The organism is Hwanghaeella sp. LZ110 (assembly GCF_048892525.1).
Classification (GTDB): domain Bacteria; phylum Pseudomonadota; class Alphaproteobacteria; order UBA8366; family Aestuariispiraceae; genus Pacificispira.
Genome location: NZ_JBLZHT010000001.1, coordinates 759,607 through 777,285 on the forward strand (window position 1 = coordinate 759,607; position 17,679 = coordinate 777,285).

Consider the following 17,679-nt stretch of genomic DNA (forward strand, 5'->3'; position numbering starts at 1 on the left):
CTTACCCTGATCCCCCGGCATTGGGCCGGATGCCATATACTTTCCTGAGCCAGTCGGTCGTGTGTTTTAAAAGGCTATGTCTGTTCACCCAAGTTGCGTCCGCTAACCTCTTGCAAGGCGGGTTCCGTCAATTCCAGGGTCATGCGATCGATGTTGCGCAGATCGATTTCCTGGATCGCGCGCGATAGAATTTCATGGTCCCGCTGGTAAATCGCCAGTTGTTGCCAGGCTTTTGCCGCATTTTCTTCCGGCAGGCTTACATCGATATCGCCGCTGAGGCGCAGATTCCATCGACGCGCGCCAATGCGCACAGCGGCAATTACACGGTCATCAAGTTCTGGCTCCTGCGCCAACATATTTAACAGGTCCATCGCATGTTCCGGTGCGTCTGGACCCACGACGACTTTCAGATGACCATGGCGATGCACATCCTTTGCGCCAATGGTTATCCCTTCGCTGTCGATCAGCACGAACTCATCTTCATGTTGCCAGATGGCCACCGCGCGGCGTTCTTCGATTTTCACGACGACAATGCCGGGCAGGGTGCGGCGAATTTCTGCTGATTTCACCCATCCCAATTGTTCAACACGCTGTTTGACTGCCTGTGGGCTGAACCCCAGAATAGGGTCGCCAACGTGAATGTTAAGCGCGGTCAGCAGATCTTCCCGTGCGGTTTCCTGACGACCGATAACATAGACCTCTTTTACCGCCAGACCCATAGAGGCCGTCGCGTTCATTGTTTTCGCTTCCGCCCAAGCTGCAACCTGTCCAGGCAGGTTCAAATGCCAGGCGGTGGCGCTGCCGCCGACCAGTATCAGTGCCATCGCTGCGACTGCGCCAAATCTGAGCCCCCGCTTCAGGCGATCATGATCGATGCACCGTGTGCGTTGCTTCGCCGCTTCGCCGCGACGCCGGGCTGGCGTCGCCTTTGCGGCGCGTCCCTTTGGTTTCTTGCCCCGTGTCATGAATCGCATTCCGCGTTCTCCACCATCCATGTGACCAGCTCTTCAAAACTCATGCCAATATGCCGCGCCTGCTCGGGTACAAGGCTCAGTGGGGCCATACCGGGCTGGGTATTGGTTTCCAAAATCACCAATCGTTCCGTCGTTGGATCGTATCGAAAATCAGACCGACTGACGCCGCGACAGCCCAAAGCAACATGGGCGCGCTCTGCGATATTCATGCAGTTCTGTGCCAGACTGTCCGAGATTGGCGCAGGGCACAGATGCTCGGTCTTGCCATCGGTGTATTTCGCTTCGTAACTGTAGAAGCCGCTGAGCGGACGAAGTTCCGTAACGCCCATGGCCTTGCCGCCCATAACACCGACGGTCAGTTCTTGGCCGGGGATATAGTCTTCGACCATGGCCAGGCCGTATTTCCAGTTACCGAAGTCTGGACCGTTGCTGCCCTCTTCAACGATATAGACACCAACTGAGGATCCTTCATGTGCGGGTTTCACCACATAGGGGCGCGGCAGGGGATCAACACCCGCACGCAGGTTTTCGATTGGCATTGTCACATGATTGGCCGTCGGCAGACCGGCATCGCGGAACAGTTGGATCGACAGTGGCTTGCTCATCGCCAAAGTGGAGGCGACGCGCCCGGAATGGGTATAGGGAATGGCCATGATATCCAGCAATCCTTGGATCGTACCATCTTCACCCCAGCGACCATGCAGGGCGTTGAACACCACATCGGGACGGGGATCCAAGGCCTTCACGATCGAACCAATATCGCGCGCGATGTCCACACGGGTGACATCATAGCCTGCGCGTTCCAATGCATTGGCGCAGTCTGTGCCAGAAACCAAAGACACATCCCGCTCTGCCGACCAACCGCCCATCAGGACCGTCACTTTCTTTGTCATGATGCGGTCCTCCCGATGCGTTTGATTTCCCAGGTCAGGTCAATGCCTTGACTGTCTTTCACCCGGCGGCGCACTTCTTCGCCCAGCCCTTCCAGGTCTGCCGCAGTGGCGGTGCCGGTATTGATCAGGAAATTGCAGTGTTGTTCTGATACCATCGCGCCGCCCCAGACCAAGCCCCGGCAGCCCGCAGCATCAATCGTCTGCCAGGCCTTGCCATTGGGGGGATTGCGGAAGGTGGAGCCACCGGTGCGGCTGCGGATCGGTTGGCTGGCGCTGCGGCTTTCTTGAATTTCCGCCATCTTGGCAAGGATTTCAGTTTTATCACCGGGGGACGCGCGATAGCGGGCGCGCACGAAGATCCAGTCGTCATCAATGCTGGAATGGCGATAGCTAAAGCCCATTTCATCTGCGCTGAGGCGATGCAGGGTTCCTGAACGATCCAGTGCTTCCGCCCAGACCAGAACATCCTTGGTTTCAGTGCCATAAGCCCCCGCATTCATACGCAGGGCCCCGCCAATCGTGCCAGGAATACCGGAATAGAATTCCAGGCCGGTCAATCCGGCATTGGCGGCGGTTTTTGCAATATTGGCATCCAGGGCAGCTGCGCCGACTTCGATTTCATTTCCCTCTACGGTGATGTCGGCAAAAGCCCCGCCCAGACGCAAAACAATGCCAGCGACGCCGCCGTCGCGGACCAACAGATTGGAACCAACCCCAATCGGGGTTACCGCGATATCTTTGGGCAGGGCGGCCAGGAAAGTTTGCAGGTCCGACTGATCGGCGGGCTTATACAGAACCTCCGCAGGTCCCCCGACGCGGAACCAGGTGACTTTCGACAGCAGGCTGCCTTCGCTCAGTCGCCCGATTGTGCTGGGCAGGCGGCTGATCAGGTCGTCGCCAAATGGATCGGTGCGCAGCGCCATCATCATGCACCCCCCGCCAATTTTGTCGGCAGCGCATTGGCCCAATAGGTAATGGAACCCGCCCCCAGGCAGATCACCATATCGCCGGGCTTTGCCAGGTTGCGGATCGCGGCGGGCAGGTCGTCCTCCCCCTCAATCCCAGCGACGGACCGGTGGCCGCGTGCGCGCAGGCCCTCGATTAGATGGTCCCGGTCTGCGCCTTCAATAGGGTTTTCGCCTGCGGTATAGACCGGCGCGACCAGCACGCTGTCTGCATCGTTGAAACAGGTGCAGAAATCTTCGAACAGATCATGCAGCCGTGTATAGCGGTGCGGCTGAACGACCGCGATAACATTGTGGGTGGTTGCTTGTCGTGCCGCTTTCAGGACGGCTGCAATTTCCACAGGGTGATGACCGTAATCATCAATGATGGTGATGTCATTCCAGGTGCCGGTTTTGGTGAAACGACGCTTAACGCCGGTAAAATCAGCCAGACCCTTGCGGATTGTGTCATCCGACAGGCCCATTTCTACCGCGACAGCAATCGCCGCCAAGGCGTTCTTAACATTGTGGTCACCATGCATCGGCAGGTGGATATCGGGTATCTGCCGCTTGTTACCGGTACGGGGAGAAATTTCGACGGTAAGGTCATATCCATCTGGTCCAGGCTGGGCCTTTACCGCGCGAATTTCCGCTTGCGGGCTGAAGCCATAGGTGATGATACGACGGTCTTCGATGCGCCCGATCAAGGCTTGGACTTCTGGATGGTCCAGGCACAGCGCGGCAAATCCATAGAAGGGGATGTTCTGGACAAAGGTCCGGAACGCATCGCGCAAGGCATCGAATGTCCCGTAATGATCCATATGCTCGGGATCAATATTGGTCACAATCGCAATCGTGGCGGGCAGTTTTACAAAGGTCCCGTCACTTTCATCCGCTTCGGCGACAACCCAGTCGCCCTGACCCAGGCGGGCATTCGTGCCATAGGCATTGATGATGCCGCCATTGATGACGGTCGGGTCCATTTTGGCGCTGTCCAGCATTTGCGCGACCAAAGAGGTGGTTGTGGTTTTGCCATGGGTGCCGCCTACCGCAATGGACCATTTAAGGCGCATGATTTCCGCCAGCATTTCCGCGCGACGCACGACCGGGATCAAGGCTGCGCGGGCGGCGGCGACTTCAGGGTTTTCACGCTTAACGGCGGTGGAGACGACAACCACGGCTGCGCCAGCAACATTTTCCGCCAGGTGTCCAATCTTCACATCGATGCCCAGGCCGCGCAGGCGCAGAACATTGGCATTTTCTGCCATATCAGAGCCGGATACGGCATAGCCCAGATTGTGCATGACTTCTGCAATGCCAGACATGCCAATGCCGCCAATCCCGACAAAGTGCAAACGACCAAGGGAGAGTGGAATTTGCATTATGCGGCTTCCTTTCTGGCATTTCCGGCCCGAACCGCGCCAACACTGCCTTCGCCTGTCGCCAGGCTTTCAACAAGATTTGCCAGTCGAACCGTTGCGTCTGGAATGCCGGTTCGTGCCGAAGCCTGTGCGGCGGCGCTTAATACGGAGGGGTTGGCCAATAATTGCTCTAATCGGCGCCCTAAATCGGCGGCTGTTACATCCATCTGGGGAATAGCCCATCCACCGCCTGCATCGCTGAGCCGGGCGGCATTGGCTGCCTGATGATCATCAATCGCATAGGCATAGGGGATCAGGATGGCGGGCAGGCCGACGGTCGCGACTTCCGCCATGGTCGACGCTCCAGCGCGCCCGATTATCAAATGCGCCCGCGCCAGGCGTTCGGGCATATCGTCAAAGAAGCTGCGCACATCGGCACGAATGCCAGCCGATTGATAGGCAGCCTTTACAGCATCCAATTGCTCTGCGCGGGTCTGTTGTTCGACAGACAGGCGATTGCGCAAATCCTGGGATAATCCGGTCAGGGCAGCGGGAACAGCCTCCCCCAAAATCTGTGCGCCCTGGCTGCCCCCCACGACCAATATATTCAGGCGGTCTTGCGGGCCCGGCGGTGTAAACGGACGCCCGGACAGGGCGGCGATTTCCGGGCGAACGGGATTACCGGTGCGCAGCGCCTTGTCCTGATCCTTGGGGCGCAATCCATCCGTTTCATCGAAACTGAGCGCAATCTTGTCGACGCGCGACGCCATCAGGCGGTTGGCGCGGCCCAGGACGGCATTTTGTTCATGAATGGCAGTGCGAATGCCAAGGTGACTGGCCGCCATCATCGTGGGGACGCTTGGATAACCACCAAAGCCTACGACGACGGATGGTGTCATCTGCAACAGCAGGGACCGGGCCTGAAAATATCCGATCAGCAATTGAAAGGCCGCCATACACCGTGCGATCAGGCCCTTGCCGGAAACACCCGCAGCACTGATCGTATGGGCATCCAATTCCCCTAAGGGTCCTGAATAGGCATCGCCCCGCCGATCCGTGATCAGGGCCAGGCGATTACCGCGTTTCTTTAATTCTTCGGCCAGGGCCTGGGCCGGGAAGACATGCCCGCCGGTGCCGCCAGTCGCCAGAACGATCAAGGGATTGGATGTCATGACAGCACCCCCGGTCGCTTTCGTGTCAGCGCCAACAGCATCCCCATACCAATCCCCAAAGCCAGTAAAGACGACCCGCCATAGGACAGGAACGGCAGTGTCATGCCCTTGGTTGGAATCAGGCTTAGGGTAGAGGCCATATTGATCAGTGCCTGCAAGCCGAACTGAACCAGAAGACCCGTCGCAGCGACGACGACGAACAGGTCATTGTCTTGCAGCACCCGAGAGAAGCCCCGCAATACGATGAAGGCAAAGATACCGACAATGATCAAACAGGCGATCAGGCCCAATTCTTCACCAGCCACGGCGAACACGAAATCCGCATGACTGTCGGGCAGGTTCGCCTTGGCAATGCCTTCACCGGGGCCGCGTCCAAACAGGCCACCATTCATAAAAGCTTCCCGGGCTTTATCGATCTGGAAAGTGTCTCCTGCGGCGGGATCCAGAAAGCGGTCAATTCGGCTCTGCACATGGGGAAAGACGAAATAGGCGCTGACCAGCATGCCAATGCCCCCCAGGACCATGATGATCACCAGAATCATCGGCAGGCCAGCCAGGAAAAATTGCACCCCAAAGATCGCGGTCACAACGGCGGCCTGTCCGACATCGGGCTGCAAGAGCAACAGGCTGACCACCAGCAGGTAAAGAAGCCCGGCAAACGCATAGCCGGGCATCGTTTCCCCCATCCGTTGAGAGGCGAACATCCAGCCAGCGATGATTGCGAAGGCGGGTTTTACGAATTCTGACGGCTGTACCGTAAATCCGCCCAGGGAGACCCATCGGGTCGCGCCCTTGATTTCTGCGCCGATGAAAAGGGTTGCGACCAAAAGGACGATGGAACCGCCCAGCATCAACAGGGCCAGGCGACGAATGGCGCGGGGATCCATCAGGGAAACGCCGATCATTGCCAATAGGGATGGGATCAACAGGATCGCCTGTTTGCGCACAAAATGCATTGGGTCCGCGCCAATGCGTTCCGCCACGGAGGGACTGGCGGACAGGGTCATCAACAGGCCCAGCAATGCCAGCGTCAGCAGGGCGGCCAGTGTCCACCGATCCACGGTCCACCACCAGCGACCCAAGACAGAAGTATCATTACGTGCGATGGCCATCACGCGGCCTCCCTTGTTGAGAAAACCGTGCGGGAATTGGCAGGAAGCGCTAGCACAAGGTCACGGAAGGCATCGCCCCGGACCTCAAAGTTTCGGAATTGATCAAAGGATGCACAGGCGGGCGACAGAATAACCGGTCCAGCGGACGGTTCAGTGCGGGCCATTTGAAAGGCAGCACCAATCGCGGTTTCCAGCGTGCCGGAAAGAGTTGTCGGGACGCGATTGCCGATCCAATCGGCCATGGTAGCCGCGGCATCCCCGATCAGGAAGGCATGGCGCACGCGGGTCAGATAGGCGTCCAGTGCGCCATAACCGCCATCCTTGCCCTTGCCGCCGGCGATCCAGTAGATCCCATCAAAAGCCGACAGGGCGCGGGCAGCGGATTCCGCATTGGTGGCCTTGGAATCATTGATAAATGTGACGCCATCCAGTGTTGCAATCCGCTCCTGGCGATGGGCCAGACCAGGAAAGCTGCGCAGGCCTTCCAGGATGCTTTCCTGTGACAGGCCCAGCGCCTGGGCGATGGCGAAGGCTGCGGCGGCATTCTGCTTGCCGTGATCACCCGCCAGGGCAGGGCATTGCCCGTCATCGATCATATCCGCCACAGGCTGGGTCGTATGCGCGATGCGGCTGATTGCGCGCCCATCTTTCATCAATTGGTCTGCGATGCTGGCGCTGTGCGGCTCATCAATTCCAATAATTGCCAAACTGTCGGCGTCGCGTGGTCGCAGGATGCGCATCTTAGCCTGAATATATCCGTTCAGATCACCATGGCGGTCCAAATGGTCGGGTGTGATATTCAACAGGACTGCAATATCGAACATGGCGCTGGGAGTCAGCTCCAGTTGATAAGAGGACATTTCCAGCACATAGACGGCGGCATTCGGCAGGGTAAGGGCGGGAATTCCGAGATTACCGCCAATTGCAACATCCACACCGCCCTGGCGCAGGATATGCCCGACCAGGGCCGTGGTGGTGGATTTGCCATTCGTCCCGGTGATCCCGACATAGCGCGCTTTCGGCTGTGCCCGGAACAACAGTTCAATATCCCCCAGAATCTCAATACCGGCTGTCTGTGCGGCCAATACGGCAGGATGGGGGGCTGGATGGGTCAGGGGGATGCCTGGTGCCAGTACCAGCGCGGCGGCTTCTTCCAGGTGGGAAGAGGTTGCCGGATCATCGATGTTAAATCCCTGCGCCAAGGCTTTGTCGCGGGTCGCCTGATTGTCGTCCCAGCACAACACCTTCGCGCCACCGGCACGCAGACCATGTGCGGCGGCCATGCCAGACGCACCAAGCCCGACGACATAGACGGGCTTGTCAGCAAACAGGGTCAGCGGGCGAATGTCAGGTCTGTGTGTCATTGCCTCACCGCAGTTTCAGGGTGGCAAGGCCGACCAGGGCCAGGATGGCGGCGATGATCCAGAACCGGATCACGATGGTCGGCTCTTTCCAGCCCTTTTTTTCAAAGTGATGGTGCAACGGCGCCATGGCGAAGACGCGCTTGCCGGTCATCTTGAAGCTGGCCACCTGAACAATCACCGACACGGTCTCCAGCACGAACAGGCCACCGATGATAGCCAATACGATTTCATGTTTGGTGACGATGGAGATTGCCCCCAATGCGCCGCCCAAAGATAGGGATCCGGTATCGCCCATGAAGACCATGGCAGGAGGTGCATTGAACCACAGAAAGCCCAGGCCTGCGCCCAGAACGGCGCCACAGAAAACCGCCAGTTCGCCGCTGCCTTCAACATAGTGGATGCCCAGATAACCGGCATAAACAGTGTTTCCGACCAGGTAAGCGATAAAGCCAAAGCATCCTGCTGCAATCATGACCGGCACGATAGCCAGCCCGTCCAGCCCGTCGGTCAGGTTCACTGAATTGGACGCCCCGATCATGACAAACAAGGCGAAAGGCAGGAAGAACCAGGACAGGTTGATCAATGTATCCTTCAGGAAGGGGATCGCCAGGCCGCTTGATAAGGGTTCGTTGGTCACGGACATAAACCACAAGGCGGCTGCAGTTCCGATAATGAACTGCGCCAACAGTTTCATCTTGCCAGGCAGCCCTTTGGAATTGCGCTTGGTCAGTTTCAGAAAATCATCGGCAAACCCGATAGCGCCAAAGCCAACCGTCACCAGCAGGACGATCCAGACATAATGGTTCTTGATATCAGCCCATAGCAGGGTGGAAAGAACCAATGCGACCAGGATCAGAAAGCCGCCCATTGTTGGCGTTCCCGCCTTCACCAGATGGCCTTCAGGCACGTCTTCGCGAATATTGCTGGATCCGCGCTGTTTTGACTTTAGCCAGCGAATAACCGTTGGGCCGATCAGGAAACTGATCAGCAAAGCCGTCATGATCGCGCCACCCGTGCGAAAGGTCAGGTACCGGAACAGGTTGATGCCGGGAAAGGTATCGGCAAACGGGGCCAGGAGGGTGTAGAGCATAGAATTATCCTCCTGCAGCCTGGGCGATTGCGGCCCGGCTGGTTTCCGCGCCCAGCATATCCAGTGCGCGAATGATTGGGGCCATATTTGTGCCCAGGGATCCTTTGACCGTGACAATGTCCCCGGCCTTCAGGGCGGCACAGATAGGATCAACAAGATCGGTGGAAATTTCGGCATAGCTGCCGCGTTGCGCCGGGGGCAATTTAGCCCACAGCGATTTCATCAACGGGCCACAGCAGAAAACAAGATCGATGTCTGCCTGTTGCAGGTCTTTGGTCAGGGCCGCATGCAGGTCTGGTCCAGCCGCACCCAACTCTCGCATGTCGCCTAGAACGGCGATGCGGCGTCCACCGTCTTTTGGATGTGTTCCGCCTAATACGGCAATAGCGGCACGGACGGAGGCAGGGCTTGCATTATAGCTTTCATCGATCAGGCCGAAACTGCCGCCATTGGACAGTGTGATCTGGCGATAGGCCCCGCGACCGCGCGGCGCGCGGATGTCAGAAAATGTGGCACTGGCTGCAATCAGGTCCTCGCCCAGGGCCTTAATCGCCCCCAGAACGGCCAGACTGTTCATGACCCAGTGCAAACCGGGTGCCCCCAGACAATAGTCCAGGGTCTTGTCATTGATCTGGACGGTCGCTGCGCTGCAGGCTGAATGCAGGGATTTGTCGATCAGGCGGATAGTGGCATCCATATGCGCGCCAAAGGTCAGGATCTTTCGAATGCCTGATGTTTCTGCACGGTCCCGTAACTGGTCAAAAACCGGACTGTCACGAAACAGGATTGCAGTTCCCTGTGCATTCATGCCGCTGAAGATTTCTGCCTTTGCATCTGCAATGTCTTCAATTCCTTTGAAGAATTCCAGATGCACGGCTTCGACCGTCGTGATGATCGCCACATCAGGGCGACCCAGACGGGACAGCACATCGATTTCACCGGAATGGTTCATCCCCATTTCCAGGACGGCAAACCGCGCCGTATCGGGCAGGCGCGCCAGAGTCAAAGGCAGGCCGATGTGATTGTTAAGATTGCCCATTGTCTTGTGGGTCTCGCCAATCTTTGCCAAAGCGGCGGCCAGCGCTTCTTTCGTGCCGGTTTTTCCAACGCTGCCGGTAATACCGATGACCTTGGCTTGCGTCGTGTCCCGCTTGAACCGGGCCAGGTCTATCAAGGCCTGCATCGTGTCGGGGACGATCAGATGGGGGAAATTCAAGGATTGGCCCTGTGCCCAATCAGCATTTACGATTGCAGCGACGGCCCCTTCAGCAATCGCCTGGGCGATATGATCATGGGCATCATGGTTCGGACCTTTCAGGGCGATGAACAGATCCCCTGGCGCGACGGCGCGGCTGTCGATGGAGACACCGGTCGTAACCCATTTTGCGTTGGATCGCGCTTTTAAGGCGGCATGGGCGGTTTCAGACGTCCACAGGATTGGTTGGTTGCTCATACGCCCCCTCCCGCTGCCGTGCCATCAGAAAGGGCTATTGCCGTCTTCGCCTGAACCACATCGTCGAAAGGATGTATCGTCGTGCCGATCTTCTGGCCAGTCTCATGGCCCTTGCCTGCAATCAGCAGAATGTCGTCACCGGTCAAACCAGACACGGCTTGCGCAATGGCAACGGCCCGATCACCGATTTCGGTGGCATCGGGACAGCCCTGCATGACTTCTGCGCGGATCGCGGCGGCATTTTCCGTGCGGGGGTTATCATCGGTGACAATCACCTGATCGGCATATTCCGCAGCATATTTGCCCATGACCGACCGTTTACCCCGATCACGGTCGCCACCACAGCCAAACACCACCACCAAACGACCTTTCACGAAGGGCCGAAGGGTGTTCAGGACGGTCTTAAGCGCTTCTGCCTTATGGGCGTAGTCAACGAAGATCCGCGCGCCATTGTGACGGGTTCCAGCCAGTTGCATGCGCCCCCGCACACCTTCCAGGCGGGACAGCATTTGGGCGGCGCGGCGACCATCGGTGCCTGTGGCGATGACCAGGCCCAAGGCAGCAAGGGCGTTTTCCAGTTGGAATTTGCCGGGCAGGGGAAAATCGACTTTTACCCGGTCGCCCATCACATCCAGCGTCAGGGCATAGCCGCCGCGGCCTTCAATCGCATCTATGCAGCGGATTGAACCATTGACCAAGCCATAGGACAGCATGCGCAATCCGCGCTCCTGAGCGATGGCGGCGATATGGTCGTGCTCTGCGGAAGCCGTATTGACGATGCAACTGCCGCCGCGTGTCAGCAAGTCTTCGAACAGGCGCATCTTGGCCTGGCGATAGGCTTCCATGGTTGGGTGATAATCCAGATGCTCATGGCTTAAATTTGTGAAGGCCGCTGCGCTGAACCGGACGCCATCCAGTCGATATTGATCCAGGCCGTGGCTGGACGCTTCCATCGCCACATGGTCAATATCGGCCCTTGCCATTTCAGCCAGTTCGCGGTGCAGGTCGGTTGCGTCAGGGGTCGTCAGCCCTTCGCTGCCCGTATAGCCGGGCCCTTCAATGCCCAGGGTACCGACGCTGGCCGACTTCAGGCCAGTCGCGGCCCATATCTGGCGGGTGAACCCTGCGACTGAGCTTTTGCCGCTGGTGCCTGTCACACCAACAATCGTATCGGGTTGCGGGCCATAGAATGCCGCGGCCATTCGGGCCAGACGACGACGGGGATTTGCATCCGTGATCAGGGTCACATTGGCCCCGACTTGACCGGCGGAAATGCCCGGCGGGGCCAGTACCGCCACGGCACCTTTTGCCACGGCGTCAGAAATGAAGGCGGCACCGTCAGCGACGGTGCCCGGAATTGCGGCAAACAGGTATCCTGGCCGGACCTGGCGGCTGTCAGCCGTCAGTCCGGTGAGGGGGATATCCGGTAGGATCCTGTCTGCGGTCATCTCCGTCCTTGTGTCCTCATTCACATCATCACCCCAACGCCTATTGTTGCAGCGAGGCGAGCTTCTTGGTTTCCTCTGGCAGGTCTATGGCAAATACGTGTTGAATTTCGGGCGCATTCTCTTGAATCGGTTTGATGCCAGCAATGGCACCAACCCGTTCGATGATTGCGCCAGCCGCCGGAGCTGCAACCCAACCACCCGTGGCAAAGCCAAAGGTTTTCTTGGTGCCATGTGGTTCATCCAAAACGACATAGACCACATAGCGGGGGCTGTTCATCGGAAAGGCCGCGACAAAGGAAGAGATCAGCGCCCGCTTCTTATAGCCACCGCTGCTGGGTTTCTCTGCCGTTCCAGTCTTGCCGCCGACCATATAGCCGGGTACCAGCGCCGCCTTGCCGGATCCTTCGGTGGCGTTCAAACGCATCAGACGGCGCATGTCAAAGCTTACGCGTTCCGAAATCACGCGACGCCCTTTGGGAGCATGGTCCCGGGCCAGAAGCGTGGGAGGCAGCAATTCTCCGCCATTCAGCATGGCAGAAACACCATTGGCCAAATGCAGCGGCGTTACCGATAATCCATGACCAAAGGCGATTGTCATCGTGTTGATCGGATTCCAGGGGTTTGGAAACATCGGACGACCGGTTTCGGGAATTTCCAGCGCGATGGGCTCTAACAGGCCCAATTTGTCCATGAAGGCCTTCTGTGCCGGTGGACCAACATCCAACGCCATTTTCGCAGACCCGATATTGGAGCTGTACACGAAGATTTCAGGCAATGTCAGGAAACGCGATTTGGCGTGATAGTCCGAAATCGTGAAACGGCTGATCTTGATTGGGTTCGTTGCGTCATACCCATCATTCAGGGTTGCCGCACCGGAATCCAGGGACATCGCCGTGTTGAATATCTTGAAGGTTGAACCCAGTTCGTACGTCCCGAAGGTCGCACGGTTGAAGCGATTGATTTCAGGTGTGTTTGCAGGACGGTTCGGGTCGAAATCCGGCAAGGAAACCATCGCCATGACTTCACCGGTATTCACATCCATCACGATACCAGCACCACCTTCGGCGCTGTATTCTTCGACAGCCTTGCTCAATTCTTCATGCACGACATGCTGGAAACGCAGATCAATGCTCAGGCGCAACGGCTCTTTGCTGGCCCGCAGCCGATCTTCCAGACCCCGTTCGATGCCAGACAGCCCTTTGCCGTCGACATCGGTATAACCCAGAATATGCGACAACAGCCGCCCATGGGGATAGACGCGGGTTTCTGCACGTTCAAACTCCAGACCGGGGATGCCCAATTGCATCACGGCCTGTTCCATTTTCGGCGTCAATTTACGGTTCACGTAAACGAAGGGAGAATCGGACGTCAGCTTTGCCCGCAGGTCACTCTCGTCCAACTCAGGAAATAGCTGGGCTAGGCGACGGGCCGCATCCACTGGATCCAACAGGCGGTCCGGGCGCGCGGCAAGCGCCGTCGTGGTCAGGCTGGTTGCCACGATCACGCCATTGCGATCCGTGATGGTCGCCTTTTCCGTTCTTAAATCCGGGTTGATGATGGCGTGGGTCTGGACAGAGGCCACGTTCTGATTGGCGAACGCCCCTAAATCAACAAGTCGGGCACCGACGGCGGTAAAGGCGAATGCCATCACCGCGCCGGTGATCAGCAACCGGGCGCGCCCCATCTCTATCGCACGACGGAAGCTGCCGTCGGATCGAATGGGGGCACAAGGTAAAGCTGGGCGACGATCTGAATGCGGTCGATGCCGGGGCGGAGCGAACTCCGGTGGCTTCGGACGCCGTGTCTTTCTGAACGGTCCGATCATTGTGAGGTCCTCACTAGGGTCGCTGGCAAAACTTCTGTCGTGCCAGATGGTGCCGCCGAGGCGGCTTCAGCGCCCGCATCCGCTTCTTGCGGATCGGTGCGGCGAAACGGGATATCTTCAATGGCCATCACCTGGGATGGCTCCATCGAATGCATGTCGGGCAGAAATTCTTTGCCCAGGGATTCAATCCAATCCGGGCGGCTGGAATAGGACCATTCCGCCTTCAGATTATGGATCGTTTCTTGTTCGTCGCGAATTTGCTGGTTCAATTCAGCCAATTGCCCATCCAGCGCCTCAACCTGAAAGCTGATATGAAACAGCGTATAGCCGGTGACCGTCACCATGATGATCCAAATGGCGATTACTAAAACTCTCATAGCGATCCTCCATCGGTCCAAGGTTGCGCATCGGTGCGCCATGCGCCGCGCAAGCGCGCGGAGCGGGACCTGGCATTGACTGCGGTTTCAGATGCGGATGGTTTGACGGTACCGGTTGTCATCAGGGTGAAAGACGGGCTGCGGGTTTCCGCGTGACCCTGGGGCAGATGGCGTGATCCACCCCCGCCGGCCCGACCGGACCGGGCGCGCAGGAAGGCCTTCACGCGTTTGTCTTCCAGGCTGTGAAACGCGACGACGACCAACCGCCCGCCTGGCACCAACAGGCGTTCTGCGGCCAATAGGGCGCGGTCCAATTCTCCCAATTCATCATTCACCTGAATGCGCAGCGCCTGGAATGTCCGTGTCGCGGGGTCGATCTTGTCTTTCGCACGGGGGACGCACCCCCGGACGATATTCGCCAGTTGTGTGGTGGTTTCAATGCGGCTTTCCGCCCGTACCCGCACGACAGCCTTGGCAATACGACGCGAAAAACGCTCTTCCCCATATTCCCAGATGATGCGGGCCAGTTCTTCTTCCGGCCATTCATTGACGACATCGGCGGCGCTGGGACCATCCAGCCCCATGCGCATGTCCAAAGGGCCATCGAACCGGAACGAAAAGCCACGTTCCGGTGTGTCGATCTGAGGCGAAGACACACCCAGATCCAGCACGACGCCGTCCAACTGGGTCACCCCAACGCCAGACAACAGGTGTTCCATATCCCCGAAAGTGCCGGTCAGTAACGTCAGACGATCACCATACGTGGTAACCAGGGATTGGCCGCGGGCAATAGCATCCGGGTCCCGGTCGATTGCAAAGACGCGGCAATCGCTGGTATCCAGAATACCACGGGTATAGCCGCCTGCGCCAAAAGTGCCATCCAGGTGAACTTCACCAGCCGCCGGTTTCAATGCCGCCAGGACTTCCGGCAGCATGACAGGGAAATGAGGGTCTTTAGACGGGGCGATCATGCGTCACCGCCTTCTGTGCCCCGAGCGGGCAACAATGTCAGGGTTTTGTTTTTCGCGCGGGCACGGGCTTTTTCGCTGTGATCCTTAAAGCGCTCTGGTGCCCAGATCTGAAAGCGATTGCCCTGGCCCACAAAGACCGCCAGATCGGAAATCCCGGCATGGGCGGCATGATCCGGCGGCAGAACCAGGCGACCGGTTTCATCCAGCAACGCCTTGCGGGCCGTCGCGACGATAGATTGATTCAGGTCTTCTTCGTCATCGGAGTAAAGCGGGCGCGCCTCAATCGCTTCAACAATGCGCTTCATGAAGGCCTTGTCACAGGCTTCCAGCGCTTCGTGGCGAGGAGAGGGGTAGATATAGACGATCCGCTCGCCCCCTTCCGGCAATTCGGAACGAAAATCGGCCGGCAAGGAAACACGTCCCTTCCGGTCAACTTTATTTTCGAATGTGCCAGCGAACAGCGTCATGCTGAAGGCCACCCCTTGTGTCTGGATATCTCCCCCGATGGGCGATTCCGGTACGTATTCAAAAAAACCCATTTGATAACAACGGGTTGCCCATTTTCCGCGAATGTCTTCAGAAACACATCACGCATACTATGTCAGATACTACGGTTATGGGTATTTATGGGATATCATGGGAATACGCTATCCGTCAACGAATATGGTGCTAAAAACAGGCAAACAGCAAGTTGTTGTCCAATAATAAGACAAGATAAAAACCGCCGCTGGAAGTTAGCGGGTACCGCTTTAGAGTGAAGGGCGATGATTTGAGCGCGCGCGGGCAAGCAAAGAAGGCGCTATTTCTTGTTTTGTTCCCATTTAACTTAGGAGAACAAATCGGGCCAATTGATTTTCGGGGAAGGGAAACCCGATTAGGTTAACCGAAACTGCGCAGTTTTCGGATCAGGGCCTGTCGAACCCGTGTGAAAAGCTCGGGCCAATCGCCGGGGCTGGTCTGGCGGAACAGCGTCATGGATGGATACCAGGGGCTATCATCCCGGCGCAGCATCCATCGCCAATCGGGCGCATAGGGTAATAGGACCCAAACCGGTCGCGCCATTGCCCCGGCGAAATGCGCAACGGATGTATCAACAGTAATGATCAGGTCCAAATCCCGCAGCACGACGGCTGTGTCAGCGAAATCCCGAAATCCGCTGCCCATGTCCCGCAACAATGGTGCTAAGGACAAGTCCTGAATATCCTGCGCAGCGGGACCTTTCTGCAGAGAGATGAAATCTGTCCCAGGCAGGTCAAGCAGGCTGGCGAAGTGATGCAAGGCGCTGGACCTGTTGCGATCATTTTTATGGCTGGGTTTTCCGGCCCAGCACAGACCAACATTCAGTCTGTCCCGGCGAAGGCCGCTGGGTTTGGTGGTGTCGGTTGGTGCGATAATATAGGGACAATGGTCCGGGATGCTGTCCATTTCTGTGCCGCACAGCCGGGGCAGGCTCAACAGGGGCACCTGTAAATCGCAGCGGGGCAGTTTTGTGCCGCGCGGAATAACGGTGATCTTGGAGAAGTTGGGGGATCGTTGCAGGACCCGCGCCAGGGGAGCCTGAACTTCCAGCACGATTTTTTCTCCCGATTTGCCGATACCATCGACAGCATCGGTAAGATATCGGCAGAACTGGATCGTATCGCCCATACCCTGTTCCGCCCAAACCAATAAAGTGCGACCCTTTAAGGGTTTGCCATCCCAGGCGGGCAGGGACTGATGGGACTTTGTGGATTCGGGTAAATTCCAGCGGTTCTCATAAGCCTGGAAACCGTCGCGCAGCTTGCCCGCCAACAAATGCGTCAAGGCGATGTCCCATCCCAGTTCGGGTGCATCATACCCCAGCAAATCCGCCCGACGCAGGGCGCTGGCGGCTTGCTCCAGGTCCCCCTTATCGCGCATGGTCAGGCCAAAGTTATAATGGATGCGCGCCACATCGCTGGACAGATCCAGGGCGCGGCGTTGCGCCATCAGGGCATCGTCTAATCTGTTGGATGATCGCAACGCATTGCCCAGATTTGACCAGGCAGGACCATCATTTGGGGTCAGTGCGATCCCCCGTTTCAGACAGGTAACAGCGGTTTCCAGGTGGCCGCGGCGGCGCAGCAATACCCCCATATTAATCCAGGCTGCGGCATTGTCAGGATCCAGTTTCAGGGTCCGCTGATACAGCTCTTCGGCTTCTTCCAGTTTATTGGTCTGATGGGCGCGCAACGCTTGTCTGAGCAACAGTTTAGGGTCCCGGTCCGGGCGGGAGATAATTTGAGCTACCGGTTTTTCTGGCGGTTTTGCCGGTCTCTTCTGTTCCGGGGGGGGAAGGGGGTCGGGTTTTTGATCCTGGATCGCCACCGGCGCTTTTTTTGCAGCCGCCTTAATGACCGCCTTTGCAATTGGGCGCTTGGTCGTGGTGCGTTTGGTGAAGGTTGCCTTCGCCACAGTGCGGGCGGATGCGGGCTGCGCAGCAGGGGCTTGTTTTGTCGGCAGGCGTTTCGCGACAGCCTTGGAAACAACCGCCTTTGCAACCGCGCGGCGCGGCGCAGCCTTATTCTGATTTGTCTGGGCCGTTGCAGAGTCGGATTTTGGAGAAACTGGGTCATCCGTCTGCGGGGTCTTAGACTCCGTCGGGTCTGGTCTTGCGTCGTGTGCGCCTATCGTATCGTCTTTATCCATAGGGCAAGCTTACACTGGGAACGCCGGG

General features: G+C 57.8%; 15 protein-coding genes. All 15 read right to left on the reverse strand.

Features of this window, described 5'->3' with window-relative positions; genetic code table 11:
- Window positions 1-74: 74 nt before the first annotated feature.
- Entirely contained in the window at window positions 75-974 is a 900-nt protein-coding gene (locus ACOSDM_RS03350) for a cell division protein FtsQ/DivIB (RefSeq protein WP_420723063.1), read from the reverse strand.
- On the reverse strand, window positions 962-1,867 hold the full coding sequence (locus ACOSDM_RS03355; protein ID WP_420723064.1) for a D-alanine--D-alanine ligase: 906 nt from the start codon (window positions 1,865-1,867) through the stop codon (window positions 962-964). Before ACOSDM_RS03355 ends, ACOSDM_RS03350 begins: the two co-directional genes overlap by 13 nt.
- The gene (gene murB, locus ACOSDM_RS03360; RefSeq protein WP_420723065.1) at window positions 1,864-2,796 is read right to left on the reverse strand and encodes a UDP-N-acetylmuramate dehydrogenase; all 933 of its coding nucleotides are present in this window, start codon (window positions 2,794-2,796) and stop codon (window positions 1,864-1,866) included. The genes ACOSDM_RS03355 and murB overlap by 4 nt, the downstream gene beginning before the upstream one ends.
- The gene (gene murC / locus ACOSDM_RS03365; RefSeq protein ID WP_420723066.1) at window positions 2,793-4,193 is read right to left on the reverse strand and encodes a UDP-N-acetylmuramate--L-alanine ligase; all 1,401 of its coding nucleotides are present in this window, start codon (window positions 4,191-4,193) and stop codon (window positions 2,793-2,795) included. The genes murB and murC overlap by 4 nt, the downstream gene beginning before the upstream one ends.
- The gene (murG, locus tag ACOSDM_RS03370; protein WP_420723067.1) at window positions 4,193-5,344 is read right to left on the reverse strand and encodes an undecaprenyldiphospho-muramoylpentapeptide beta-N-acetylglucosaminyltransferase; all 1,152 of its coding nucleotides are present in this window, start codon (window positions 5,342-5,344) and stop codon (window positions 4,193-4,195) included. Before murG ends, murC begins: the two co-directional genes overlap by 1 nt.
- A complete protein-coding gene (gene ftsW, locus ACOSDM_RS03375) occupies window positions 5,341-6,456 on the reverse strand; it encodes a putative lipid II flippase FtsW (RefSeq protein ID WP_420723068.1) in 1,116 nt (371 codons plus the stop codon). The genes murG and ftsW overlap by 4 nt, the downstream gene beginning before the upstream one ends.
- Window positions 6,456-7,820, reverse strand: a complete 1,365-nt coding sequence (gene murD / locus ACOSDM_RS03380; protein WP_420723069.1) for a UDP-N-acetylmuramoyl-L-alanine--D-glutamate ligase — start codon at window positions 7,818-7,820, stop codon at window positions 6,456-6,458. The genes ftsW and murD overlap by 1 nt, the downstream gene beginning before the upstream one ends.
- Before the next feature lie 4 nt (window positions 7,821-7,824).
- Entirely contained in the window at window positions 7,825-8,910 is a 1,086-nt protein-coding gene (mraY, locus tag ACOSDM_RS03385) for a phospho-N-acetylmuramoyl-pentapeptide-transferase (protein ID WP_420723070.1), read from the reverse strand.
- Window positions 8,911-8,914: 4 nt separating this feature from the next.
- A complete protein-coding gene (locus tag ACOSDM_RS03390; protein WP_420723071.1) occupies window positions 8,915-10,363 on the reverse strand; it encodes a UDP-N-acetylmuramoylalanyl-D-glutamyl-2,6-diaminopimelate--D-alanyl-D-alanine ligase in 1,449 nt (482 codons plus the stop codon).
- The gene (locus tag ACOSDM_RS03395) at window positions 10,360-11,811 is read right to left on the reverse strand and encodes a UDP-N-acetylmuramoyl-L-alanyl-D-glutamate--2,6-diaminopimelate ligase (protein WP_420723072.1); all 1,452 of its coding nucleotides are present in this window, start codon (window positions 11,809-11,811) and stop codon (window positions 10,360-10,362) included. Before ACOSDM_RS03395 ends, ACOSDM_RS03390 begins: the two co-directional genes overlap by 4 nt.
- 40 nt (window positions 11,812-11,851) lie before the next feature.
- Entirely contained in the window at window positions 11,852-13,636 is a 1,785-nt protein-coding gene (locus ACOSDM_RS03400) for a peptidoglycan D,D-transpeptidase FtsI family protein (RefSeq protein WP_420723073.1), read from the reverse strand.
- On the reverse strand, window positions 13,633-14,013 hold the full coding sequence (ftsL, locus tag ACOSDM_RS03405) for a cell division protein FtsL (protein WP_420723074.1): 381 nt from the start codon (window positions 14,011-14,013) through the stop codon (window positions 13,633-13,635). The genes ACOSDM_RS03400 and ftsL overlap by 4 nt, the downstream gene beginning before the upstream one ends.
- Window positions 14,010-14,984, reverse strand: coding sequence for a 16S rRNA (cytosine(1402)-N(4))-methyltransferase RsmH (gene rsmH, locus ACOSDM_RS03410; RefSeq protein WP_420723075.1), 975 nt, complete (start codon window positions 14,982-14,984; stop codon window positions 14,010-14,012). Before rsmH ends, ftsL begins: the two co-directional genes overlap by 4 nt.
- A complete protein-coding gene (locus tag ACOSDM_RS03415; protein WP_420723076.1) occupies window positions 14,981-15,451 on the reverse strand; it encodes a division/cell wall cluster transcriptional repressor MraZ in 471 nt (156 codons plus the stop codon). Before ACOSDM_RS03415 ends, rsmH begins: the two co-directional genes overlap by 4 nt.
- 412 nt (window positions 15,452-15,863) lie before the next feature.
- Window positions 15,864-17,651 (reverse strand): tetratricopeptide repeat protein, encoded by a 1,788-nt coding sequence (locus ACOSDM_RS03420; RefSeq protein WP_420723077.1) that lies wholly within the window; start codon window positions 17,649-17,651, stop codon window positions 15,864-15,866.
- Between the last annotated feature and the right edge of the window lie 28 nt (window positions 17,652-17,679).